The sequence below is a fragment of the Pseudonocardia parietis genome, assembly GCF_017876315.1.
Taxonomy (GTDB): domain Bacteria; phylum Actinomycetota; class Actinomycetes; order Mycobacteriales; family Pseudonocardiaceae; genus Pseudonocardia; species Pseudonocardia parietis.
The window spans coordinates 3,120,569-3,144,602 of sequence record NZ_JAGINU010000001.1; the positions used below are offsets into that span (position 1 = coordinate 3,120,569).

Annotated in this window: 20 protein-coding genes and 1 tRNA gene; 14 read left to right on the forward strand and 7 right to left on the reverse strand. The window is 72.0% G+C overall.

What is annotated here, in order from left to right; all coding sequences use genetic code 11:
- The first annotated feature begins 66 nt into the window (after positions 1-66).
- From JOF36_RS14840 to JOF36_RS14865, 6 genes are all read left to right on the forward strand, one after another.
- Positions 67-2,136 carry an APC family permease gene (locus JOF36_RS14840; RefSeq protein ID WP_210027424.1) on the forward strand — a complete coding sequence of 690 codons (2,070 nt, stop codon included), beginning with the start codon at positions 67-69 and terminating at the stop codon, positions 2,134-2,136.
- A gap of 32 nt (positions 2,137-2,168) precedes the next feature.
- Positions 2,169-3,347: a class I SAM-dependent RNA methyltransferase gene (locus JOF36_RS14845; protein WP_210035640.1), complete on the forward strand. Its 1,179-nt coding sequence runs from the start codon at positions 2,169-2,171 to the stop codon at positions 3,345-3,347.
- A complete protein-coding gene (locus JOF36_RS14850; RefSeq protein WP_210027425.1) occupies positions 3,347-4,084 on the forward strand; it encodes a metallophosphoesterase in 738 nt (245 codons plus the stop codon). The genes JOF36_RS14845 and JOF36_RS14850 overlap by 1 nt, the downstream gene beginning before the upstream one ends.
- Before the next feature lie 33 nt (positions 4,085-4,117).
- Positions 4,118-4,190: transfer RNA gene (locus JOF36_RS14855), tRNA-Leu, on the forward strand.
- A 640-nt stretch (positions 4,191-4,830) separates the two neighbouring features.
- Positions 4,831-5,463: an ANTAR domain-containing response regulator gene (locus JOF36_RS14860; protein ID WP_210027427.1), complete on the forward strand. Its 633-nt coding sequence runs from the start codon at positions 4,831-4,833 to the stop codon at positions 5,461-5,463.
- Positions 5,464-5,817: 354 nt separating this feature from the next.
- Positions 5,818-7,149 carry an ABC transporter substrate-binding protein gene (locus JOF36_RS14865; RefSeq protein WP_210027429.1) on the forward strand — a complete coding sequence of 444 codons (1,332 nt, stop codon included), beginning with the start codon at positions 5,818-5,820 and terminating at the stop codon, positions 7,147-7,149.
- Between the two features lie 140 nt (positions 7,150-7,289).
- On the opposite strand, the gene JOF36_RS14870 is transcribed toward JOF36_RS14865, so the two are convergent.
- The 5 genes from JOF36_RS14870 to JOF36_RS14890 form a co-directional block, all read right to left on the reverse strand.
- Positions 7,290-8,105 (reverse strand): ABC transporter ATP-binding protein, encoded by an 816-nt coding sequence (locus JOF36_RS14870; RefSeq protein WP_245350836.1) that lies wholly within the window; start codon positions 8,103-8,105, stop codon positions 7,290-7,292.
- Entirely contained in the window at positions 8,102-9,181 is a 1,080-nt protein-coding gene (locus JOF36_RS14875; protein ID WP_210027431.1) for an ABC transporter ATP-binding protein, read from the reverse strand. The genes JOF36_RS14870 and JOF36_RS14875 overlap by 4 nt, the downstream gene beginning before the upstream one ends.
- A complete protein-coding gene (locus JOF36_RS14880) occupies positions 9,171-10,166 on the reverse strand; it encodes a branched-chain amino acid ABC transporter permease (RefSeq protein WP_210027433.1) in 996 nt (331 codons plus the stop codon). Before JOF36_RS14880 ends, JOF36_RS14875 begins: the two co-directional genes overlap by 11 nt.
- 10 nt (positions 10,167-10,176) lie before the next feature.
- Positions 10,177-11,472 carry a branched-chain amino acid ABC transporter permease gene (locus JOF36_RS14885; protein ID WP_210027434.1) on the reverse strand — a complete coding sequence of 432 codons (1,296 nt, stop codon included), beginning with the start codon at positions 11,470-11,472 and terminating at the stop codon, positions 10,177-10,179.
- Positions 11,473-11,721: 249 nt separating this feature from the next.
- Entirely contained in the window at positions 11,722-12,120 is a 399-nt protein-coding gene (locus JOF36_RS14890) for a PaaI family thioesterase (RefSeq protein WP_210035644.1), read from the reverse strand.
- Between the two features lie 171 nt (positions 12,121-12,291).
- Between JOF36_RS14890 and JOF36_RS14895 the strand changes: the two genes are divergently transcribed.
- Complete coding sequence (locus JOF36_RS14895) at positions 12,292-12,891, forward strand: carbonic anhydrase (RefSeq protein WP_210027435.1); 600 nt, start codon at positions 12,292-12,294, stop codon at positions 12,889-12,891.
- Here JOF36_RS14895 and JOF36_RS14900 read toward each other — a convergent pair.
- Positions 12,855-13,745, reverse strand: a complete 891-nt coding sequence (locus JOF36_RS14900) for a class I SAM-dependent methyltransferase (RefSeq protein ID WP_210027436.1) — start codon at positions 13,743-13,745, stop codon at positions 12,855-12,857. The genes JOF36_RS14895 and JOF36_RS14900 overlap by 37 nt on opposite strands.
- A gap of 298 nt (positions 13,746-14,043) precedes the next feature.
- Between JOF36_RS14900 and rpsA the strand changes: the two genes are divergently transcribed.
- The 5 genes from rpsA to JOF36_RS14925 all read left to right on the forward strand — a co-directional run bounded on the left by rpsA (position 14,044) and on the right by JOF36_RS14925 (position 19,622).
- A complete protein-coding gene (rpsA, locus tag JOF36_RS14905; protein ID WP_210027437.1) occupies positions 14,044-15,549 on the forward strand; it encodes a 30S ribosomal protein S1 in 1,506 nt (501 codons plus the stop codon).
- Between the two features lie 264 nt (positions 15,550-15,813).
- On the forward strand, positions 15,814-16,641 hold the full coding sequence (locus tag JOF36_RS14910; RefSeq protein WP_210027438.1) for a hypothetical protein: 828 nt from the start codon (positions 15,814-15,816) through the stop codon (positions 16,639-16,641).
- 42 nt (positions 16,642-16,683) lie between these two features.
- Complete coding sequence (gene coaE, locus JOF36_RS14915) at positions 16,684-17,811, forward strand: dephospho-CoA kinase (RefSeq protein WP_210027439.1); 1,128 nt, start codon at positions 16,684-16,686, stop codon at positions 17,809-17,811.
- Positions 17,812-18,024: 213 nt separating this feature from the next.
- On the forward strand, positions 18,025-18,795 hold the full coding sequence (locus tag JOF36_RS14920) for an RNA polymerase sigma factor (RefSeq protein ID WP_210027440.1): 771 nt from the start codon (positions 18,025-18,027) through the stop codon (positions 18,793-18,795).
- Positions 18,792-19,622: a hypothetical protein gene (locus JOF36_RS14925; protein WP_210027442.1), complete on the forward strand. Its 831-nt coding sequence runs from the start codon at positions 18,792-18,794 to the stop codon at positions 19,620-19,622. The genes JOF36_RS14920 and JOF36_RS14925 overlap by 4 nt, the downstream gene beginning before the upstream one ends.
- Before the next feature lie 51 nt (positions 19,623-19,673).
- Here JOF36_RS14925 and JOF36_RS14930 read toward each other — a convergent pair whose 3' ends face one another.
- A complete protein-coding gene (locus tag JOF36_RS14930) occupies positions 19,674-20,207 on the reverse strand; it encodes a ribonuclease FAU-1 family protein (protein WP_210027443.1) in 534 nt (177 codons plus the stop codon).
- 70 nt (positions 20,208-20,277) lie between these two features.
- Here JOF36_RS14930 and uvrB point away from each other — a divergent pair, with 70 nt between their 5' ends.
- Both uvrB and JOF36_RS14940 read left to right on the forward strand, forming a co-directional pair.
- A complete protein-coding gene (gene uvrB / locus JOF36_RS14935; RefSeq protein ID WP_245350838.1) occupies positions 20,278-22,533 on the forward strand; it encodes an excinuclease ABC subunit UvrB in 2,256 nt (751 codons plus the stop codon).
- A gap of 142 nt (positions 22,534-22,675) precedes the next feature.
- A complete protein-coding gene (locus JOF36_RS14940; RefSeq protein WP_210027445.1) occupies positions 22,676-23,956 on the forward strand; it encodes a glycosyltransferase 87 family protein in 1,281 nt (426 codons plus the stop codon).
- The last annotated feature ends 78 nt before the right edge of the window (positions 23,957-24,034 follow it).

Here is a 24,034-nt window from a genome sequence, read left to right on the forward strand (position 1 = left end):
ATGCCCGACGTCGTCGGAGGCGACGCTAGCGCGTCGCTCTGCAACGGCGGGGCATAGGCTGCGCACGTGTCCAAGCTCGCCGTCGCTCTCAAGCGGCTCGTGGTCGGACGACCGCGCCGCAGCGACCGCCTGACCAGCACGCTCCTCCCGAAACGCATCGCGCTGCCGGTGTTCGCCTCGGACGCCACGTCGTCGGTCGCCTACGCCCCGGAGGAGATCTTCCTGACCCTGTCGGTGGCGGGTGTCGCCTCCTACGCGATGTCGCCGTGGATCGGGCTCGCGGTCGTCGTCGTGCTGCTGACGGTCGTCGCGAGCTACCGGCAGAACGTGCACGCCTACCCCTCCGGCGGCGGCGACTACGAGGTCGTCACGGTCAACCTCGGCCGCAACGCGGGCCTCACCGTCGCGAGTGCCCTGCTCGTCGACTACACCCTCACCGTCGCCGTCTCGATCTCCGCCGCCGCCGCGAACATCGGTGCGCTGGTGCCGTTCGTCGCCGAGCACAAGGTGTTGTTCGCGGTGTCGGCGATCGTCGTGCTCACCGCGATCAACCTGCGGGGCCTGCGCGAGTCCGGGACCGCGTTCGCGATCCCGGTCTACGCGTTCGTCCTCGGCGTCGGAACGATGATCATCTGGGGACTCACCCGGATCGTGCTGCTCGGCGACGACATCCGGGCCGCCAGCGCCGACCTCGAGCTGGTCGCCGAGGGGGACGCGTTCACCGGTCTCGCGCTGGTCCTGCTGGTGTTGCGCTCGTTCACCCAGGGCGCGGCCGCGCTGACCGGTGTCGAGGCCATCTCCAACGGGGTGCCCGCGTTCCGCAAGCCGAAGTCCAGGAACGCGGCGACCACGCTGCTGCTGCTCGGCGCGATGTCGGTGACGCTGTTCATGGGCCTGATCGCGCTGGCCCAGCTGACCCACGTGCAGATCGCCGAGAACCCGGCCCGGCAGTTCCCGGACGCTCCGGACGGGTACCAGCAGCAGACCCTGATCGCCCAGCTGGCCGACGCCGTGTTCGTGGACTTCCGGCCCGGGTTCCTCTTCGTGATCGTGACGACGGCACTGATCCTGGTGCTGGCCGCGAACACGGCGTTCAACGGGTTCCCGGTGCTCGGCTCGATCCTGTCCCAGGACCGCTACCTGCCCCGCCAGCTGCACACCCGCGGCGACCGGCTGGCGTTCTCGAACGGCATCGTCGCGCTCGCGCTGGTCGCGATCCTGCTGGTCGTCGGGTTCCAGGCCGAGGTCACGCGACTGATCCCGCTCTACACGGTCGGCGTGTTCGTGTCGTTCACGCTGTCCCAGACGGGCATGGTGCGGCACTGGAACCGGGAGCTGGAGCTCGGCCCGGAACTCCCGCAACGGAGGCGGATCCGCCGCTCGCAGGCGATCAACGCGTTCGGCGCCTGCATGACCGGGCTGGTCCTGATCACCGTGCTGATCACCAAGTTCACCCTCGGCGCGTGGATCGCGATCGTCGCGATGGCCGGGTTCTTCCTGCTCATGCTGGGCATCCGGCGGCACTACGACCGGGTCGCCGCGGCACTCGTCGCCGACGAGACCGACGACGTGCTGCCCTCGCGCAACCACGCGGTCGTGCTGGTCTCCACGCTCCACAAGCCGACCCTGCGCGCACTGGCCTACGCCCGCGCGACCCGGCCGGACATCCTGGAGGCCGTCACGGTCAACGTCGACGACTCCGACACCAAGAAGCTCGTCGACCTGTGGCACCGGCGGAAGGTGCCGGTCCCGCTCAAGGTCGTGGAGTCCCCGTACCGGGAGATCACGCGACCCGTGCTGGACTACGTGAAGCGGATCCGCTCCGACTCACCGCGCAACGTCGTGACGGTCTACATCCCGGAGTACGTCGTCGGGCACTGGTGGGAGCAGGTACTGCACAATCAGAGCGCGCTGCGGCTCAAGACGCGGCTGCTGTTCCAGCCGGGAGTGATGGTGACGAGCGTGCCGTGGCAGCTGCCGTCGTCGTCGCGGACACGGGCGCTGTCGCCTCTGTCCGCGCCCGGCGCATCCCGGCGCGGCTTCCCGCAGCCGGAACAACCACCATCCGGTGAGCAGCACGACGGCGACCGGACGACGACCACGGGCGCGACCCGGGGTACGAAGGGGAACACGTGAGCACCACTCCGGCGACGGACTGGACAGACCGGATGCTGGAGTTCACCGTCGGGCCGGTCGCGCACGGCGGGCACTGCGTCGCCCGGGTGGCCGACGAGGCATCGCCGGCCGACGACCGCGGCCGGGTCGTCTTCGTCCGGCACGCGCTCCCCGGTGAGCGGGTCCGGGCGGTCGTCACCGACGACCCGGGCGGGGCGTTCTGCCGCGCCGACGCCGTCGCCGTCCTGGAGGCCTCGCCGGACCGGGTCGAGCCGGCCTGCTCGTGGGCGGGCCCCGGCGGGTGCGGGGGCTGCGACTTCCAGCACGTGACGCCCGCGGCGCAGCGTTCGCTCAAGACGGCGGTGCTCCGGGAGCAGCTCACCCGGCTCGCCGCGTCCGCCGCGGAGCTGGCCACGGTGCGCCTCGACGACGTCGTCGTCGAGGAGCTGCCGGGCGGCCCGCTCGGCTGGCGGACCCGGGTACGGCTGGCGGTCGACGACGCCGGCGTCCCCGGCCTGCGCGCGCACCGCAGCCACGACGTGTGCGAGATCGGCGACTGCCCCCTGGTCCCGGGCGGAGCGCTGGAACCGGTGCTCGAACAGAGGTTCCGCCCGGACTCCGAGGTGGACGTCACCGTCGGCGCCGACGGTGCCGCCCGGGTCGGCGCCGGGGGAACGGTGCACGGCGCGGGCCGGACCTGGGAACTGTCGTCGGGCACGTTCTGGCAGGTGCACCCGGCGCTCGCCGACACCCTCGCCGACGTGGTCCGGGACTGGGCGGACGCCCCACGCGGCGGCGTCGCCTGGGACCTCTACGGCGGTGTGGGCCTGCTCGGCTCGGTGCTGGCGGACCAGGTCGGACCGGACGGCACGGTGCTGGTCGTCGAGTCGTCGTCGTCCGCGATCGCCGACGGTGCGTCCGCGCTCGCCGACCTCGGGCAGCTCTCGTTCGTCCAGGGCCGCGCGGAACGGGAGATCGCCCGGCTCGAGCCCGCCCCGGACGTCGTGGTCACCGACCCGCCGCGGACCGGACTCGGCAAGGCCACGGTGCGGGCACTCGCCGCCCGCGGCCCGCGGCGCATCGTGCACGTCGCCTGCGACCCCGCCGCCCTCGGCCGGGACCTCGCGCTGTTCGCCGGAGCCGGATACCGGGTGGCCGGGTTGCGGGCCTTCGACGCCTTCCCGATGACCCACCACATGGAGGCCGTGGCGGTGCTGGAGCGGACGGACTGATGCTCACAGTCGCGCAGCTCACCGACATTCATGTCGGCGTCGCCGGTAACGCCGAGCGGGCCGAACGGGCGCTCGCCGGGGTCCGGTCGCTCGGCGCCGACCTGGTGCTCGTCACCGGGGACATCGCCGAGCACGGCACCGCGGGGGAGTACGCGCTCGCGGCCGACCTGCTGTCGGACCTGGACGCGTGGCTCGTCCCGGGCAACCACGACGACCGCGACGCCATGACCGCCGCGTTCGGCCCGGTGTCCGATCGCGTGCACCGGGCGGGCGGCGCGACCGTCGTGCTGCTCGACTCGCTGGTCGACGGTGAGCTGTCCGGGTCGCTGTCGGCCGCCGGGCTGGACCTGCTCGCCGACGCGGTCCGGGACCCTGCGCCGCTGCTGGTGGCACTGCACCATCCCCCGGTGCCGGTCGGTCACCCGTTCATGGACGGCATCCGGCTCACCGACCCGGAACCGTTCGAGGCGTTGCTCGCCTCCCGGGCCGATCCGACGCTCGTCGTCTGCGGGCACGTGCACCGACCGATGGCGACCACCTTCGCCGGGCATCCGCTCGTCGTCGCGCCCTCGGTGGCGCCGGGTGTCCGGTTTCCGGAAGAGCCGGGGGAGGAGTTCGTGTTGCCCGGCTCGGTGCCGGGTGGGGTCGTGCACGTACTCGGGGACGGGCCGCCGCGCAGCCGGTTCGTGACCTGGCCGGGCCGGATACCGCCGGGCTCCGCGGGCCCGCTAGGGTAGGGGTTCCAAAGCTGAATGAGTCGAATGCACTTGGCCCTCGTAGCCCAACGGCAGAGGCAATGGATTCAAAATCCATAAAGTGTGGGTTCGAATCCCACCGAGGGCACAAAATACATTCATATGATGGCGTCGGAATGTCGATTCCGAACCATTTCCTCGCCTGTCGGATATTCGCTCGTTCTGGTCGCTGAGCGGATGACGTGGGTGAACTCGCCCCGGCGCCACCCGCCATCAGTTCCACTCCGGGGCAGCCGTGCTCCGCCGTCGCATCAGCGCCGCTGTACCCGCCACCCGGATCCCGGCGCCGACGCGCGTTCCTGCTCGACCCGGGCCGGTTGCCGAGCGGGCCTCGACGGCGCCCACATCGACCCCCGTTCCGGGGAAACCCTCCTTTCCCGCATTGCCGGCGACCCGACGAATGCCCATGATCGACCGTTATGGAGTGTGGCGTCCGCGCAGCGAGAGCTCCGCTCCACAACCGTCGATCACCACGTGCCGCGCCCGCCCGACGCAACTCGCGCCCGCCCGACGCACACCGCGCCCCCCGTGACGCGGTCGCTGCCATCGGGCCGAAGACGTGACCGACGGCATCACCTGTCGGCGCAACCCCTCCGACCGGAGGGGTTGCGCGCCCTCTCAGCCGTGTTTCCGCACACGAAAGGCCGAAGTGACTCGGTCGTGCGGCGTCATCCCCGGTAGCCTCGATTTCGGGTCGCAGTACCAGTACATCGTTAAGGAGATCCCCGGTGACCGACAACGTTCCCGCAGAGACGCCGGCCGAGGACGGCCCGCAGCCCGGCTGGCGGGTGCTGGTCGTCGAGGACGAGGCCCTGATCCGGATGGACCTCGCGGAGATGCTCTCCGACGAGGGCTACCAGATCGCCGGTGAGGCCGGCGACGGCGAGGCCGCCATCGAGCAGGCCCGCGAGCTGAAGCCGGACCTGGTGATCATGGACATCAAGATGCCCAAGAAGGACGGCATCGAGGCGGCGTCCACGATCGTCGAGGAGAAGATCGCCCCGGTCGTCATGCTGACCGCGTTCAGCCAGCGCGACCTCATCGAGCGCGCCCGTGACGCCGGTGCCATGGCCTACCTGGTCAAGCCGTTCGCCCGGCACGAGCTGGTCCCGGCCATCGAGCTCGCCGTGTCCCGGTTCGCCGAGAAGAAGGCGCTCGAGGACGAGGTCGCGACGCTCAACGAGCGCTTCGAGACCCGCAAGGTCGTCGACCGGGCCAAGGGCCTGCTGATGACCCACCAGAAGATGTCCGAGCCGGATGCGTTCCGCTGGATCCAGCGCACCGCCATGGACCGCCGGACCACCATGAAAGCGGTCGCCGAGGCGGTCGTCGACGGCCTGCCCGCCGGGAAGTCCTCCTGATCTCCCGGTCCTGACCGCCCCAGCCCTCCCCGGCACACCGCGGCCCCGCCGATCCGGCGGGGCCGCTGTCGTGTGCGGGGGTGCCCCGCGTCGGCCGGATCCGGCGGCGACACCGGTCGCCCCGTTCGAGCCGAATCCGATTTCGCACCCGCGGCGTTTCGCCGAAGAATCGGCACGGTCACGGCGCGTTGCGTGATCGACACACTGGAGATCGGAGCATGACACGTGTGGGTCGAATCATCACATTCGTGTCACGAGCTGTGATCGGCTCCCATTTCCTGGTGCGGGCGTACTAATTTTCCCCCATCCTCCCGCGCCACTTCGACGGCGGGGGGCGGTCGAAGGGGATCTTGTATGACGCGATCAACGTGGCGAATCGCCGCTCTGGCCGGGGTGACGTCGCTGGTGCTGGCCGGATGCGGTGGCGGCGGTGGGGACGCCGGAGCAGGCGGGGAGGAGGCCGGTGGCGGTGAGGCTCCGTCCGCCGCCGGTGCGGAGTGCACGCCGCCGCAGGCGCAGGCGACCGGTAGCCCGAGCACCGCGCCGCTGAAGATCGGCTCCCTGCTCCCGGAGACGGGCAGCCTGGCGTTCCTCGGTCCGCCGGAGTTCGCGGGTGTCGACGTGGCGGTCACCGAGGTGAACGGTGCGGGCGGCGTTCTGGGCAACCCGATCGAGCACCTGCGCGGTGACTCCGGTGACGACACCACCGACGTCGCCAACCAGACGGTCGACCGGCAGCTGGCGGCCGGCACGCAGGTCATCGTCGGCGCGGCGGCGTCCGGTGTCTCGAAGCTGGTCATCGACAAGGTGACCGGGGCCGGCGTGGTGCAGTTCTCGCCGGCGAACACGTCCGACGAGTTCACCTGCTGGCAGGACGGCGGCATGTACTTCCGGACCGCGCCGCCGGACGTCCTGCAGGGCCAGGCCCTGGCCCAGCTGATCACCTCGGACGGCGGCCAGCGGGTGGCCATCATGGCCCGTAACGACCCGTACGGTGCCGGCCTGGCGAACAGCACCGAGACGAACCTGGTCAACGCGGGGATCCCGCAGGACCAGATCACGAAGATCATCTACGACCCGAACGCGGCGTCGTTCAACCCGGAGATCGACCAGGTCGCGCAGTTCAACCCGGACTCGATCGCCGTCATCGGTTTCGACGAGTCGAAGCGGATCCTGACCCGCATGAGCGAGGTCCAGATCGGCCCGGGCCAGAAGGCCGTCTACGGCACCGACGGGAACATGGGCAACGCACTCGGCGAGGGTCTGCCGCCCGGCCTGCTGGCCGGCATGAAGGGCACCCTGCCGCTGACCGAGCTGTCCGGCGGCTTCCGGGACCGGCTCCTGCAGCAGGACCCGGCGCTGACCGACTTCAACTACGCCGCGGAGTCCTACGACGCGGTGGTCATCTCGGCCCTGGCGGCCGAGGCGGCGAAGTCGACCAACGGGCCGGACATCGCGACCCAGATCAACGCGATCACCAAGGACGGCGAGAAGTGCACCGACTACGCCGGCTGCAAGGCGATCCTGGACCGGGGCGGTGACGTCGACTACGACGGCGCCACCGGCACGCTCGACTTCACCGACGCCGGTGAGCCGGGCTCCGGTTCCTACGGGGTGCAGACCTTCACCCCGGAGAACACCATCAGCGACGACGTGACCTACGTCCGCGTGGGTGCCCAGGGCTGACCAGGAGCACGACGACGACGGGGCGGGCCGGCAACGGCCCGCCCCGTCCTCGTGCGGGCCCCCCGGGCCACGCCGGCCACGCTCGCCACGACGGCGGCCCCGTCCCGGCGGTGCAACACCGGGACGGGGCCGCCGGGGCCTCACTTCTTCTCGCTGCTCCCGGCCAGGGTGCCCAGGTACAGCTCGATGACCTTCGGGTCGGTCAGCAGAGCCCGGCCACCGGCGGTGTAGGCGGCGCGGCCCTGGTCGAGGACGTAGCCACGGTCGCAGATCTGCAGGCACCGGCGGGCATTCTGCTCGACCATGATGACCGAGACGCCCGCGGCGTTGATCCGCTTGCAGCGCACGAACACCTCGTCCTGCAGCATCGGCGACAGCCCCGCCGAGGGCTCGTCGAGTAGCAGCACCGAGGGCGCCATCATCAGCGCCCGCCCCATCGCGACCATCTGCCGCTCGCCGCCGGACAGCGATCCGGCCTTGGTCCTGCGGCGCTGCCCCAGCATCGGGAACAGGTCGGCGACCTCCTCGAAGCGCTTCGCGAACGACTTCGGCCGCAGGAACACGCCCATCTCCATGTTCTCCTCGATCGAGAGCGAGGGGAACACGTTGTCCCGCTGGGGCACGTAGCCGAGCCCCTTGGTGACCAGGGCGTGCGCCTTGGCGCCGGTGATGTCGTCGTCGCGCAGCCGGACCGTCCCGCTGCGCACCGGGATCAGCCCGAACATGGCCTTGAGCAGCGTCGACTTCCCGGCCCCGTTCGGGCCGATGATGCCGACGATCTCCCCGTCGCGCAGGAAGAAGTCGCTGCTGTTGAGGATGTCGACGCCGGGCACGTAGCCGGCGACGAGCGAGTCGACGCGCACCAGCGCACCCGCTGCCCGCTCGTCGTGCACCTCGGCCGTGGCCGCCTGCTCGGGCGTCATGGCCCGGTCGGCCGCCGGGGTCTGCTCGGTCATGTCCGCTTCCCCTCTGCGCTCCCGTCGGCCGGCAGCTCCGTTCCCTGCTCGACGGCCTCCATCTCGGCGGCCAGGTCCGCGGTCTCGCCGACCGGGTTGCCCTCGGCGTCGAACTCGAGGACCTGGTCGTGGTGCGCACCCAGGTAGGCGTCGACGACGGCCTGGTTCGACGAGAGCGCCGACGGCGGCCCCTCGGCGATCACCTGTCCCTGTGCCATGACGACCACCCAGTCGCTGATGTCGCGGATGACGTCCATGTCGTGCTCGACGAACACCACGCTCATGCCCTCGTCGCGCAGCGACTTGACGTGGCCCAGCAGGCTCTGGGTGAGCGCGGGGTTCACGCCGGCCATCGGCTCGTCGAGCATGACGACCTTCGGGTTCATCATGAGCGCCCGCGCCATCTCGAGCAGCTTGCGCTGCCCGCCGGACAGCGAGCCGGCGAGGTCGTCGGACTTGGCGTCCAGGGTGAACCGGGCGAGCAGCTCGCGCGCACGCTCGGTGATCTGGCGCTCCTGGGTACCCCAGGCGGTGAACAGCGCCCCGAGGAAGCTCTCCCCGCGCTGCCCGGTGGCGCCCAGCTTCATGTTCTCCATGACCGTCATACCGGCCAGGGCCTTGGTGAGCTGGAAGGTGCGGACCACGCCCTTGCGGGCCACCCGGTGCGGGGGCAGCGACTGCAACGGCTCCCCGTCGTAGACCCAGGAGCCGCTGTCGGCCCGGTCGAACCCGGTGAGCAGGTTGAACAGGGTGGTCTTGCCCGCGCCGTTCGGCCCGATCAGGCCGGTGATGGCGCCGCGCTGGAACTCCAGGTGCGCCACGTCGACGGCCGTGAGACCGCCGAAGGCGCGGGTGACCCCGTCGACGGAGAGCACCGGGTCCGGCTTGGCGACCCCCGGCTCCGGGGCGACGCCGGCCAGTGCGTGGCCGGGGTCCGGCAGCTCCGCCGGGGCGGGTGCGGGGCCGGCGGCGTCCGCGCCGCCGGTGTCACCGACGTCGCGGGTGATCTCGGTGTGGTCGGCGTCGTCGTTGCGGTCGGCGCCGTTGTGGTCGGCACCGTTGCGGTCAGCGGCCATCGCCGAGCACCTCCCTCCGGCGTCCGAAGATGCCCTGTGGTCGGAACACCATCATGAGGCCCAGGAACAGGCCGACGAGCACGAAGCGGATCGCGCCGACGTCCTGGGACTCGACGAACGGCAGCAGCGGGTCGTCGCCCGCGGTGGCCTGGCGCAGGAACGCGTCGGCGATCGAGAGCAGGAACCAGAAGGCCATCGCGCCGATCACCGGGCCGAGGACGCGTCCGGCGCCGCCCAGGATGAGCGCGGCGTAGGCGAAGAACGTCTGGGGAGGCGAGTAGAAGTCCGGCGTCAGCGACTGGGTCGCCAGCGCGAACACGATGCCGCCGAGGGCGCCGAACACGCCGCCGAGCGCGAGCGCCTGCATCTTGTAGGCGAACACGTTCTTGCCCAGCGCACGGGCGGCGTCCTCGTCCTCGCGGATCGCCTTGAGCACCCGGCCCCACGGGCTGCGCACGAGCAGCCAGGTGAGCAGCACACACAGCCCGACGACGGTCCAGCCCATGAGGATCGCCCACAGGTCCGGTCCGCGGATCTCCAGCCCGAGGATCATGTACGACGGCTGGGTGAACGGGTTGGCCTCCGCGAAGGCGTCGCCGAAGCCGGTGAGACCCTGGGTGCCACCGGTGAACTCGGTCTGGGACGTCGACCGGGTGATCAGGCGCAGGATCTCCGACGCCGCGATCGTGACGATCGCGAGGTAGTCGGCGCGCAGCCGCAGCGTCGGGATGCCCAGGACCAGCGCCAGCAGGACCCCGCACGCCATGCCGATCAGGACGCCGAGCCAGAGCGGGGCGCCGTAGTTCGCCACCGAGATGCCCATGCCGTAGGCGCCGACCAGGGCGAACCCGATCTGGCCGAAGTTGAGCAGGCCCGTGTAGCCGAAGTGGATGTTCAGGCCGAGTGCCAGCAGCGCGAAGAAGATCGCCGAAGGGCCGATCAGCTGCGTGAAACCGACGGTCAGGAGCTGTCCGAAGTCGATCATGGGGTTCCCCTCAGCCGATCCGGGCCTTGGACCCGAGCAGGCCCTGCGGACGGAACACCAGGATCACGATCAGCACCGCCAGACCACCCAGATACTTGAGGTCCAGCGGCAGCACGAGCGTGGAGAGCTGGACGAGGACACCGACGATCAGGCAGCCGAGCAGCGCGCCGTAGGCGGTGCCCAGGCCGCCGAGGATGACCCCGGCGAACATCAGCAGGAGCAGGCGGAAGCCCATCTCGTACTGGACGGTGCTGGACAGTTCGGACAGTGCGAACAGCACGCCACCGAGGGTGGCCAGGGCGCCGCCGAGCATCCAGACGAACAGGATCACCCGGTCGACGTTGATGCCGGAGGACGCGGCGAGGTCCCGGTTGTCGGAGACGGCACGCATCGCCTTGCCGATGCGCGTCTTCTGCAGCAGCAGTGCGACGGCGACCAGCACCACGATCGAGATGCCGATCGCGGAGAGGTCCTTGTCGGTGAGCGCGATCGGGCCGTAGTTCCGCACCGTCTGCGCGGTGTAGTCGGTGAACGACTCCGAGCGGCCGCCGAAGACGATCAGCACCAGGTAGCGGAGCGCGATCGAGAGGCCGATCGAGACGACGAGCTGGGCGATCAGCCCGGCCCCGCGGTGCCGCAGCCTGCGCCAGATCCCGAGCTCGTTCGCCGCGCCGAGCAGGGCGCCGATCAGCACCGCGATGATCGTCGCGGGGATCAGCTGGACACCGCCGGCGACGTTGATGTACCAGGCGACGACGGCGCCGATGGTGACCATCTCGCCGTGCGCGAAGTTGGTCAGGCCGGTGGTGCCGAAGATCAGCGACAGGCCCACCGCGGAGATGCCGATGACCAGGCCGAACCGGATGCCGTCGACCAGCAGCCGCAGGAAGGTGGCGAAGCCGCTCGCGCCCAGGCCCTCGGCCTCCTCGCCGAACCGGAAGACGACTGTGTTCAGCGAGCCGTCGGCGACCTCACGGGTGGTCTCGCCCTGCAGCACCTTGGTGCCCGCCGGCAGCGTGGTCTCGTCGAGCCGGAAGGTGTAGCTGCCGGCCGCGGGGACGGTGAGCTTCCAGCGGCCGTTGGCCTCGGAGGTCGCCTCGGCGGCCGGGGCTCCGTCGCGTTCCGCGACGATCTTCACGCCGGCCAGGGGGTCGCCCGCCTGGTTGCGCAGCGTGCCGCTGACGTCGATGCCGTCCTGCTCCTGCGCGGGCGCGGCGGCGACCGCCGGGGACGGTGCGACGGGCAGGGGCGTGGTGCTCGCGAGTGCGGTGCCGGACAGGGTGACCGCGCCGATCAGCGCGATCACCAGCCCGATCAGCCAACGGACCGCGGACCGGGCAGGGGAGCGCCGCGGAACCCCCGCACGGCCCCTGACGCGATCGGCGCTCCCATGGAGCGGAATGCGGAGTGGAGACAACGTCGTCCGTCCTCGTGGGGCGTCGTTCGAGCACCCGGTTGGGTGACCGGGGCGAACGTAACCGAGGAGCGGACTGGTACGAACGTCTCGGACTCGGGTGTGGCCGAGACGTGACCCGCTGGTGTCACGGGGCGACCGTCAGGACACGAGCGGTCGTGTGTCCCGGTGCAGGCAGGTCAGCTTCGCGGTGCAGACGCGGCGGCCGTCGTCGTCGACGAGCACGATCTCCGTGGTCGACGTGGACCGTCCGACGTGGATGGGCCGTGCCGTCCCGGTGACGTACCCGGCGGTGGCGGAGCGGTGGTGGGTGCAGGCCAGCTCCAGGCCGACCGGGAACCGGTCGGGCATCGCGTGCAGCGCGGAGAGGGTCGAGCCGACGGTCTCGGCGAGCACGGCGTTGGCGCCACCGTGCAGCAGCCCGTAGGGCTGGCGGTTGCCCTCGACCGGCATCCGGCCGACGACCTCGTCGAGGCTCGCCTTCAGGATCTCGATTCCCATCCGGCTCGTGAGCTGCTCGGCGGCGTGCTCGGGATGCATCTCGGGGAGGGCTGCGGGATCGATCGGCACACCACGATCCTAGGCTTCTCCCCGGTCGCTCCCGGCACACGGTGGGAGCGGCGCCGGACACATCACGGGCGCCTCCGGTTGCCGGGACCGCACGGTTCCGCGATCTTGAATCGACCGACGGACCGACCGGAACGAGGACAGATGGCCGACACCAGGCCGACCGCCGCCGAGGCGTGGTCGACGATGCTCGAGGGAAACCGGCGCTGGCAGCGCGACGAACGCCAGGATCCCCGGCGGTCCGCGGAGGAGCGGGCGGCAGCGGTGGCCGGGCAGACGCCCGCCGCCATGATCCTGTCCTGCTCGGACTCCCGGGTGCCCGCCGAGCTGGTGTTCGATCTCGGGCTCGGCGACCTGTTCGTCGTCCGCACCGCGGGCCAGGTCGTCGACGACGCGGTGCGCGGCACCCTCGCCTTCGGGGCCGGGGCGCTCGACATCCCGCTGCTGGTCGTGCTCGGTCACTCGCAGTGCGGAGCGGTGAAGGCCGCAGTGGCGGTGGCCGGGGGAGCGCCGGCTCCCGCGCCGGCGACGCTCGGCGCCCTGGTCGACGACATCGTCCCGGTGTGCGTGGGGAACGGGACCGACGCGGACGCCGACGTGGCCGCCGCGGTCGACTCCAACGTGCGGCGGGTGGTGGCCCAGCTGACGGCGGACCCGTCGCTGTCCGGCGCGGTGTGCAACGACCGGCTGACGATCGTCGGGGCGCGCTACGAGCTGGAGACCGGCGCCGTCGTGCCCGTGTAGCCGTCCGGTCCCGGCCGGCGGGTCACGAGGATCGCCGTGCCGGGGAAGAGCTCACCGCGCAGCGGCGACCACTGTCCCCAGACCCGGTCGTGGCCCTCGGGCCACTCCGGCTCGACGAGATCCTCCAGGACCAGGCCTGCGGCGACGACGTCGCGGACCCGGTCGCCGAGCGTCCGGTGGTGCTCGACGTAGGTGGCCCGGCCGTCGCCGTCGACCTCGAGGTAGGGGGTGCGGTCGAAGTAGGACTGGGTGACCGTCAGGCCCGCCGGCCCGGGGTCGTCCGGGAAGACCCAGCGCATCGGATGGTTCACCGCGAACACCCACCTGCCCCCGGGGCGCAGCACCCGGTGCACCTCGCGCATCACCCGCCCGGGGTCGGCCACGAAGGGGATCGCCCCGAACGCCGAGCAGGCGAGGTCGAATGTGGCGTCGGCGAACGGCAGGTACTCGGCGCCGGCCTGCACGAGCGGTACGGCGACACCTGTCCGTTCGTTGAGCGCGGCGGCGTGCCGGAGCATCCCGCCGGAGACGTCGAGGGCCACCGGGTGCGCGCCCTGGCGGGCCAGCCAGCGGCTGCAGGGGGCGGAGCCCGCGCCGACCTCCAGAACCCGCTTGCCGGCCAGCGACGCGCGCGGGCCCAGCAGCTCCGCCTCGGCCTCGTGCAGGCTCTCCGGGCACCAGACGAACTCCGCTTCGCCGATGTCGGCGCCGTGCTCGGCCAGGTAGTCGTCGGCGTCGGCGTCCCACCAGCGACGCCCGGCCGCCTCGGACTCGGCGCTGCCGACGGTGCGCCGCACGACGCCGGCGGTGCCGACGGCGGCCTCGGCGGAGAAGTACTCGTCGCGGCTGCTCATGACCACCCGATCGTCGCAGTGCCTACCGTTCGCCCGTTTACCGGACCCGCATTGCCCGGGCCTTTCGGGGCCGCGTAGCATGATTCGCGCATCGTGGTCAACGTGTCGGACGACTGCCCGGCGCTGCTCTGCGCCCGTGCGCGGCCGTCCGCCGCTGCGACGCAGGGGACCACGGGAATCGACGCCAGAGGGTGACTGCTACAACGTCACAGCTACACGCATCAGAACCGGTGAGCGCTGCTGCAGCAACGGGCACCGGACCGACCACGCCAGAAAATCCATCGGAGCACCCCACTACATGTCCACCGACACCACCGCCGCCCCGACCACGCCGCAGGTCGCTATCAACGACATCGGGTCGGAGGAGGATTTTCTCGCCGCCATCGACCTGACGATCAAGTACTTCAACGATGGCGACATCGTCGAAGGCACCATCGTCAAGGTCGACCGTGACGAGGTCCTGCTCGACATCGGCTACAAGACCGAGGGCGTCATCCCCTCGCGGGAGCTGTCGATCAAGCACGACGTCGACCCCGCAGAGGTCGTCGAGGTCGGCGAGTTCGTCGAGGCCCTTGTTCTCCAGAAGGAGGACAAGGAAGGCCGCCTGATCCTGTCCAAGAAGCGCGCCCAGTACGAGCGCGCCTGGGGCACGATCGAGGCCCTCAAGGAGGCCGACGAGCCGGTCGAGGGCACCGTCATCGAGGTCGTCAAGGGCGGCCTCATCCTGGACATCGGGCTCCGGGGCTTCCTGCCGGCGTCGCTGGTCGAGATGCGGCGCGTGCGCGACCTGCAGCCCTACGTCGGGCGCAAGATCGAAGCCAAGATCATCGAGCTGGACAAGAACCGCAACAACGTGGTCCTGTCCCGTCGCGCCTGGCTGGAGCAGACCCAGTCCGAGGTCCGCAGCGAGTTCCTCAACCAGCTGCAGCGCGGGCAGGTCCGCAAGGGCGTCGTGTCCTCGGTGGTCAACTTCGGTGCGTTCGTCGACCTGGGCGGTGTCGACGGTCTGGTGCACGTCTCCGAGCTGTCCTGGAAGCACATCGACCACCCCTCCGAGGTCGTCGAGGTCGGCCAGGAGGTCACGGTCGAGGTGCTCGACGTGGACCTGGACCGCGAGCGTGTCTCCCTGTCGCTGAAGGCGACGCAGGAGGACCCGTGGCGCCTCTACGCCCGGACCCACGCGATCGGCCAGATCGTCCCGGGCAAGGTCACCAAGCTCGTCCCGTTCGGCGCGTTCGTGCGTGTCGAGGAGGGCATCGAGGGCCTGGTGCACATCTCCGAGCTGGCCGAGCGCCACGTCGAGGTGCCGGAGCAGGTCGTGCAGGTCGGCGACGACGCCATGGTCAAGGTCATCGACATCGACCTCGACCGGCGCCGCATCTCCCTCTCGCTGAAGCAGGCGAACGAGGGCATGACGACCGAGACCGAGTTCGACCCGACCCGGTACGGCATGGCCGCCGAGTACGACGACCAGGGGAACTACATCTACCCCGAGGGCTTCGACGTCGACACCGGGGACTGGAAGGAAGGCTACGACGAGGCCCGCGCCGCCTGGGAGAAGCAGTACGCCGAGGCGCACGCCCGCTTCGAGCAGCACATGGCGCAGATCCGCAAGGCCGCCGAGGCCGAGGCGGAGGGTGGCGACGACGTCGCTCCGGCGAACTACTCCTCGGGTGGCGGTGAGGAGCACACCAGCGGCGGTGGCGGCGGCGGTGGTGGTGGCGGACAGGCCGAGTCGGGCGGTTCGCTCGCCAGCGACGAGCAGCTCGCCGCTCTGCGGGAGAAGCTCTCCGGCGGGGCCTGATCAGTCCCTCCGGTCCCTCGCGGACCGGAACCGGCGTCCCACGTGACGCCGCATCGCACCGAGCCCCGGTGACCTCTGTGGTCGCCGGGGCTCGGCGTATGTCGGGGCAGCCCGCACCTCGGGATGAACGGCCGGTGGACGTCCGTCGTCGCCGGACGGCGTGTCGGACGGACGCGCCGGGAGCAGATCACGTTTCGGCACCGGTCCATAACACTCCGGCTGCGTCGGCGGAGTCGATCTTCCTCGGCGCCTAGATTGGTGAGCATGGCCGGCCGCTCCGTCCGCCGGACGCGATCCGGCACGTCCCTGCATCCCACCCCCCGAGCCCGTCGCCGGCAGGCGGCCCTGCTCGCGGGGATCGCCCTCGGCGCCGGCGTGCTGTCCGGCTGTGGCACCGCCTCGGGCGATGCCGGTATCGCCGTCCCGACGTTCGCGGCCGGTGAGTCCGACAGCGCCGGCTCCGGCGCGGAGCCGATCCCGATCGCCCTGCCGACCGACTGCGCGAAGGTGATGGATCCGGAGCAGGCCGGCGCGTTGTTCGGCCAGATCCTCGGATCGGTATCGGTCCAGTCGGTGCGCGGGGTGGCGGAGCCGTCGGTGAACCGGACCGAGCGGACCGCCTGCACCTACCGTGCCGGTGGGCAGACGAACGCCTTCGGCGCGGCGCGCAACAGCGGCCCCGTGCTCTACCAGCTCAACATCGGCCGGTACGGCGACACCGCCTCGGCGACCCGGCAGTGGCAGCTCAACACCAACGCCGAGCGGTCGAACGCGATCGGCTCGCGCGACATCACCGTGGGCAACGTCCCCGGGGTGCTGATCGAGCGGCCGGACGAGACGACGCTGGCCATGGTCTACGGCGTCGACACGCTCACGTTCGTCCTGCCGGTCTCCGCGCCGGGACAGAACCGCCCGGCCGCCGAGACACTGCCGGACCTGGCCCAGCGGATCCTCCCCGCACTCGCGCCGACCCAGCCGCCCGCGGCACGTCCGTCGGCGGCGCCGGCCGAGCCGTCCGGCACCCCGGCGGGTGGAGCACCGGCTCCGCAGGCCGGCCGGGCACCCGCCGCGGCTCCGCCGGGGGCCACCTGACACCCGTCCGCCGGCCGGATCGGGCGCCGATACGGTGATCGCGTGCTGCGAATCGGGTTGACCGGAGGAATCGGGGCGGGCAAGTCGACCGTCGCGCGCCGTCTCGTCGAACGCGGGGCGGTGCTGGTCGACTCCGACCGGATCGCCCGCGAGGTGCTCGCGGCCGGGACCGACGGGCTCGCGGCGGTGGTCGAGGCGTTCGGTGCGGATGTGCTCGGCCCGGACGGCGAGCTCGACCGGCCGGCGCTGGCGTCGATCGTGTTCGGCGACCCGGACGCCCGGCGGACGCTCGACGGCATCGTGCATCCGCTGGTACGGGTCCGCTCGGACGAGCTCCTCGCCGGCGCCGACCGGGACGCGCTCGTCGTGCAGGACGTGCCACTGCTCGTCGAGGGCGGGATGGCGGCGGCGTTCCCCCTGGTCGTGGTGGTGGGGGTGGAGGCGGAGGAACGGATCCGGCGGCTGGTGTCCGCACGCGGGATGACCGAGCACGACGCGCGCGCCCGTATCGCGGCCCAGGCCACCGACGCACAGCGGCGGGCCGCCGCGGACGTCTGGCTGGACAACTCCGGCGACGAGGACTCCACCCGCCTCCGCGTCGACGCGCTGTGGGACGAGCGGCTCGTCCCGTTCGAGGAGAACCTGCGCCTCGGCCGTCCCGCCGCCGACGGTCCACCCCGGCTCGTCGGGCACGACCCGGACTGGGCCGGACAGGCAGGCCGGCTCGCGGACCGGATCGGGCTGGCGGCCGGCTCGCTCGCCCGGGGTGTCGAGCACGTGGGAGCCACCGCGGTGCCCGGGCTCGCCGCCCGCGACGTCCTGGACCTGCAGCTGGCGGTCGGGTCCCGGCCGGACGCGGAGCCGGTGGCCGACCGGCTCACCGCCGCGGGGTTCCCGCCCGATCCGGACGCGGAATCGGACGGGGCCGGGACCGTGCTGGTGCACCGTTCCGCCGACCCGGGACGACCCGCGGTCGTCGTCGTCCGGGTGCACGGGTCGCCGGCATGGGAGCACGCCCTGGGCATCCGGGACCGGCTCCGGACCGACGAGCGTGCCCGGGACGGTTACGCCGAGCGCAAGCGTGCCGCGGCCGCGCTGTACAGCGACGACCCGGACGCCCGCCGCTACACCGCGCACACGGCGGCGTGGCGCGGCGACCCGAACGAGTGAACCGCGGCGGCCGTGTGACGTAGAGCGTGCTGCCCGGGTGAGGATCCGACCGTTTCTGTAACGGTTCCCGCTCGTTGTCCGATCAGGCGGGGAGAGAGCGTCGACGCTTCCGTTCCGCCGAGGTACGGGCGGGTTCCCGCCGATCGCGCCGCCTGCCGGCCGGTCGATCGGATGGCCCGGGTACGGCGACGAGGGGATTCGGGGTTGAGCACGATGGCGCAGCGACACGGGGCGGACGGCGGCTACGTCGAACCCGGTCGCGTGCCTGGGTACCCCCATTCGGGCGAGTACGAGTACGTGTTCGACCCGTACGCGGGCGACGGCCGGGGCGACGTCAGTGCCGAGGGCGCGTGGACCGGCTGGCCGGAGGAGTCACCGCCGATCAGCGGCGCGATGGTGCAGCAGCACCGCACGCTCCCGCACGGCGAGCTGCGCGCGGACTTCGGCGCGCACCTGGAGACCCACTACCCGCGCCTGGTCGCCCAGCTCTACGCGATCACGCTGAACCCGCAGGACGCGCACGATGCGGTCCAGGACGCGTACTCGCGGGCATGGCGCCGGTGGAGTGCGCTGTGTGACCGCGAGGGCACGTCCGCCCAGGCGGACGGTGAGGACTCCGCGGTCGGCTGGATCCGGCGGGTCGCCATCCGGACCTCGATGCGCGGCCGGTGGCTGCGGTTCGGGCGGCGCCGTCGCCCGGCCCCGGAGGAGACCGATCCGCGCACCGGCGCGCTGCTGGAGGCTCTGGGCCGGCTCGGCCCGGCCGACCGTCGCGCGGTCGTGCTCCACCACATGGCCGGCCTGTCCGCCGGTGCGGTCGCCGACCTGGAGCAGGTCGATGAGCAGGAGGTACGGCGGCGGCTGGCCCGGGGGCGCGAGATCGTCACCGAGGGCATGGCCGAGGTGCTGGAGGAGATCGTCGGGGCGCCCGGTGCGCCACAGGACGGCGGGTACACCCGCGCCGTCGAGGGGGGACGGGCATGAACGGCTACGGCGACATCGACCGCGAGTTCCACCGGCTCGACGACGTCCTGGCGGCGGCGGTCCCGCTGCCGCCCGTCGACGAGGTCATCGGCCGCGCCGCGGGCGCCCGGCGTGCGACCTCCGCGGCGGCCGCCGCGGTGCTCACGGTCGGCTCGCTCGGCGGGATCACCGCGGTGGCGACCGCGGCCGCACCGGACGGGGCGTTCGTCGGGCCGCCGTTCGCGATCGCCGCACCCCAGACGGCGCCGGCGACGCCGGAGCGGATCTCGACGGTCGACCCGAGCACATCCGCCGCAGGCTCGGCGCTGCCGCCCTCCTTCGACCCCGGCACCGCCGCGGGGCAGGCCGGGGTGCCGGAGCGGGCCCCGGGACCCGGCACCGCCCCCGCCCCGGGCGCACCGTGGACACCGGACGCGTCGGACGCGCCGGTACCGGTGCTCCCGGCGCCGCCGCCCGGTGACGGAGGGGCGCCGCCCCCGCCGCCACCACCCGAGCCCGGGCCCGGACCGGTGGACCCGCCGCCGGACGAGGACGAGCCGCCGACGACCCCGCCCGACGACGGTGGCGGCGACGAGGGCTCGCCCGACCCGACGACCCCGCCGACGACCCCGCCGCCGACCACTGACGACCCGACGCCGACCACGCCGCCGACCACCCCGCCGTCGTCGTCGAACGGCGAGGGCTCGCCGGATCCGACGACGACCACCAGCTCCTCGGCCGCGCCGACGACGACGTCGGAGAGTTCCACCCCGACCAGCACCAGCTCCACGGGCGGGTCCTCGACGAGCGCGGTCGGGCTCGGCCCGGCCCAGCACCCGGCGGTCTGAGCGCCGCCCTTCCGACTGTCGGCCCTCCCGAGCTCCGGGGGAGCTCCCGGGTCAGCCCGCGAGGTCGGCGGGCGGGGAGGGGTCGGCACGGGGCCCGAGCTCGATACCGAGCGAGGCCAGCCAGGCCTCGTGGTCGTGCCCGTGCCGGGCCAGCCCGTCCAGCACGGCGTGCGAACGTTCCAGGGCGTACTCGGCGAGCCCGGGTTCCAGGAGCCCCTGCGCGACGGCGGCGACGTACTCGTCGGTGTCGAGCACGTCGGTCGCCCGGCCCCGGTGCACCACCAGGTCCAGGTACAGGTCGGTCATCCGGATCCTCCTGCCGTCCCGGGTGAAGGACGCGATGTCGATGTAGGCGTCCTGGTCGCGTTCGTGACCCGGCCGCCACCGCCAGTCGGACAGGCAGACGCCGAGGTCCGGGATCACCCAGGACTCGATCCACCAGGCGTTCGGCCGGGCGACCACCGGGCGGGACAGGTAGAGACCCCAGTCCTGTTCGCGGAGCGTCTCGATCGCGCGGCGGGTGCCCTTGGTGTCGAACTGGGCGCGGTCGTCGAGGTCGAAGGTCTGCGTCTTGGGCGGGTGCACGGGGGCATCCTGCCGTGCCCCGGCCCCCGTGCAACGCGAAACCGTCGGTGGTCGCTCGTACCCTGGGGGCATGGCATTCGCGACCGAGGTTCCGGGCAGCGCCGCCGACGTGCGCGGCAACGTGGAGATCCGCGTGCAGCCCGAGGCGCACCCGGACGCGGGGACCACCCCGTCCGGCACGCCGCTGGCGCACTCCGAGCACCGCCCGGTCGGCGAGATCGAGCGCAGCGACGGCCGGTTCCAGGTCGTCAGCGACCTCAAACCCGCCGGTGACCAGCCCACCGCGATCGCCGAGCTCGACTCACGGCTGCGCGGCGGCGAGCAGGACATCGTGCTGCTGGGCGCCACCGGGACCGGCAAGTCCGCGACCACGGCGTGGCTGATCGAGCAGCAACAGCGCCCGACGCTCGTGATGGCACCGAACAAGACGCTCGCCGCGCAGCTGGCGAACGAGCTGCGCGAGATGCTGCCGAACAACGCCGTCGAGTACTTCGTCTCGTACTACGACTACTACCAGCCCGAGGCCTACATCGCGCAGACCGACACCTACATCGAGAAGGACAGCTCGATCAACGACGACGTCGAGCGGCTGCGGCACTCGGCGACGATGAACCTGCTGTCCCGGCGCGACGTCGTGGTGGTCGCCTCGGTGTCGTGCATCTACGGCCTGGGTACGCCGCAGTCGTACCTGGACCGGTCGGTGTCGCTCGCGGTCGGCGAGGAGGTCGAGCGGGACCGGCTGCTGCGCCTGCTGGTCGACGTCCAGTACACGCGCAACGACGTGGCGTTCTCCCGCGGCACGTTCCGGGTGCGCGGGGACACCGTGGAGATCATCCCGGCGTACCAGGAGCTGGCGCTGCGGATCGAGTTCTTCGGCGACGAGATCGAGGCGCTCTACCACCTCAACCCGCTCACCGGGGACACGGTCGAGCAGGTCGACGAGATCCGGATCTTCCCGGCGACGCACTACGTGGCGGGCCCGGAGCGGATGGAGCGGGCCGTCCGCGACATCGAGGCCGAGCTGGAGCAGCGGCTCGAGCAGATGGAGAACCAGGGCAAGCTGCTGGAGGCACAGCGGCTGCGGATGCGGACCCAGTACGACCTCGAGATGATCCGCCAGGTCGGGTTCTGCTCGGGTATCGAGAACTACTCGCGGCACATCGACGGCCGCGGCGCGGGCACCGCCCCGGCGACGCTGATCGACTACTTCCCGGAGGACTTCCTCCTGGTCGTCGACGAGTCGCACGTCACGGTCCCGCAGATCGGCGGTATGTACGAGGGCGACATGTCCCGCAAGCGCAACCTCGTCGAGTACGGCTTCCGGCTCCCGTCGGCGGTCGACAACCGGCCGCTGACCTGGGAGGAGTTCGCCGACCGGATCGGGCAGACGGTGTACCTGTCGGCGACCCCGGGCCCGTACGAGCTCAACCGGGCCGGCGGTGAGTTCGTCGAGCAGGTCATCCGGCCGACCGGGCTCGTCGACCCGGAGGTCGTCGTGAAGCCGACCAAGGGCCAGATCGACGACCTGGTGGCCGAGATCCGGGACCGCACGGACAAGGACGAGCGGGTGCTGGTCACCACGCTGACCAAGAAGATGGCCGAGGACCTCACCGACTACCTGCTCGAGCTCGGTATCAAGGTCCGCTACCTGCACTCCGAGGTGGACACGCTGCGCCGGGTGGAGCTGCTGCGCCAGCTGCGGTCGGGCGAGTACGACGTCCTGGTCGGCATCAACCTGCTCCGCGAGGGTCTCGACCTGCCCGAGGTGTCGCTGGTCGCGATCCTCGACGCGGACAAGGAGGGCTTCCTGCGCTCGGGCACGTCGCTGATCCAGACGATCGGCCGCGCGGCCCGGAACGTGTCCGGGCAGGTGCACATGTACGCCGACCGGATCACCGACTCGATGCGCCACGCCATCGACGAGACCGACCGGCGCCGGGCCAAGCAGGTCGCCTACAACACCGAGCGCGGGATCGACCCGCAGCCGCTGCGCAAGCGGATCGCCGACATCCTCGACCAGGTCTACCGGGAGGCCGAGGACACCGAGGCGGTGCCGGTCGGCGGCTCCGGTCGCAACGCCTCCCGCGGCAAGCGCGCCGCGGGCGAGGCCGGCCGGGCGCCCGCCGGCGGCAGCTCGGGGGTCGCGACCGACCGGGACACGGCGGCGATGCCGCGGGCCGAGCTCGCCGACCTGATCCAGCAGCTGAACGACCAGATGCTCACCGCGGCCCGGGACCTGCAGTTCGAACTCGCGGCCCGGTTGCGTGACGAGATCGCCGATCTGAAGAAGGAGCTGCGCGGAATGGATGCCGCCGGGGTGAAGTGAGCCCGCGCGGGGTGCCGCGGGGCCTCCCGCTACCGTGTTGCTCCGATCCCACCCGTCCCGGCCGTCCGGCGCCCTCGTGGCCGTACGGCTCGACCAGCCCGACCAGCCCGCCCCGGCCCCGGCGCGCGGCGGAGGAGCCCGTGTGACCGTCACCAGCACCACGCCCGATCCGGACGTGCCCGCCACCCGTGGTGCCGGGCCGGTGTCCCGGCTGCGGTCGGTGAGCCTGACGTGGGCGACGCTGTGGCTGACGGTGCCCCTGCTCGCCGGGGCGCTGTACTGGTCGTGGACCCGGCTCGGAAACTACGCACTCGACCTGGACATCTACCGGCTCGGCGTGCAGGTGTGGCTGGCCGGCGGGGACATGTACGGCACGCTGCCGCCCCCGATCAACGGCCCGGTGCTGCCGTTCATCTACCCGCCGTTCGCGGCGATCACGATGGTCCCGCTGACCGTGGTGCCGTACATGGTCGCGTTCACCGCCCAGTTCGTCGCCTCGGTGCTGTCGCTGGCGCTCTGCATCGCGCTGGCGATCCGGGTCGCGTGGCCGGCCGGCGGGTGGCGGGCCTCCGCCGTACTCGGCGTCCCGGTGCTGGCCGCCGCGCTGCTCATGGAGCCGGTGGCACAGACGTTCGCCTTCGGGCAGATCAACCTGGTGCTGATGGCGCTGGTGCTGGTCGACTGCCTGGCGCCCCGCACCTGGTGGCCCCGCGGCATGCTGCTCGGCCTCGCCGCTGCGATCAAGCTGACGCCCGGCGGGCTGGTGCTGTACTTCCTGGTGCGGCGGGACTGGAAGGCGGCCGGTGTCGCCGTGGCGACCGGTGTCGTCGCCACCGGAGTCGGGTTCCTCGTGGATCCGGACTCGTCGTACCGGTACTGGTTCGGCGTGGGCGGGCCCGCGGCCGGGGTGAGCGGCTCGACGTTCTTCTCCAACGAGACCGTGCAGGCGGTACTGGCCCGCCAGGAGGTCTCCGAACCCTGGTTCACGGTGCTGTGGCTGGTGATCGTCGGCGTGCTGCTCGTGCTGGCGCTCCCGGTGATCCGGCGGGCCGCGCCGGTCGTAGCGCTCTCGGCGACCGCCGCCGTCGTCCTGATGGCCACCCCGACGGCCTGGTCGCACCACTGGGTCTGGGTCGTCCCCGCGCTGATCGGGATCGGTGCGCACGCGCTGCGGTACCGCTCGGCCGGGTGGGCGGTGCTCGGCACGGTGATCACGGTGATCTTCTTCGTCGCGCCGTTCCGGTGGATGCCGAACGTGTGGGGCGTCGAGATGAAGTGGAACCTCGCCGACCAGGTCCTCGGCGCGAGCTACGTCATCCCCGCCGTGGTCGCGCTCGGTCTGGGCTGCTGGTACGTCACCCGCGGCCCGGGGCGACCCGGTGGGCCGCGGGCAGCCGCTCGCCGGGACTCGCCCGGCAGGTGAGCGCATCCCGGTAGGCCCCGCCCCGTATCCGGCGAGCCCTGGTCCGGGTCTCCGTACCATCTAGGCTGGGGATCTGGA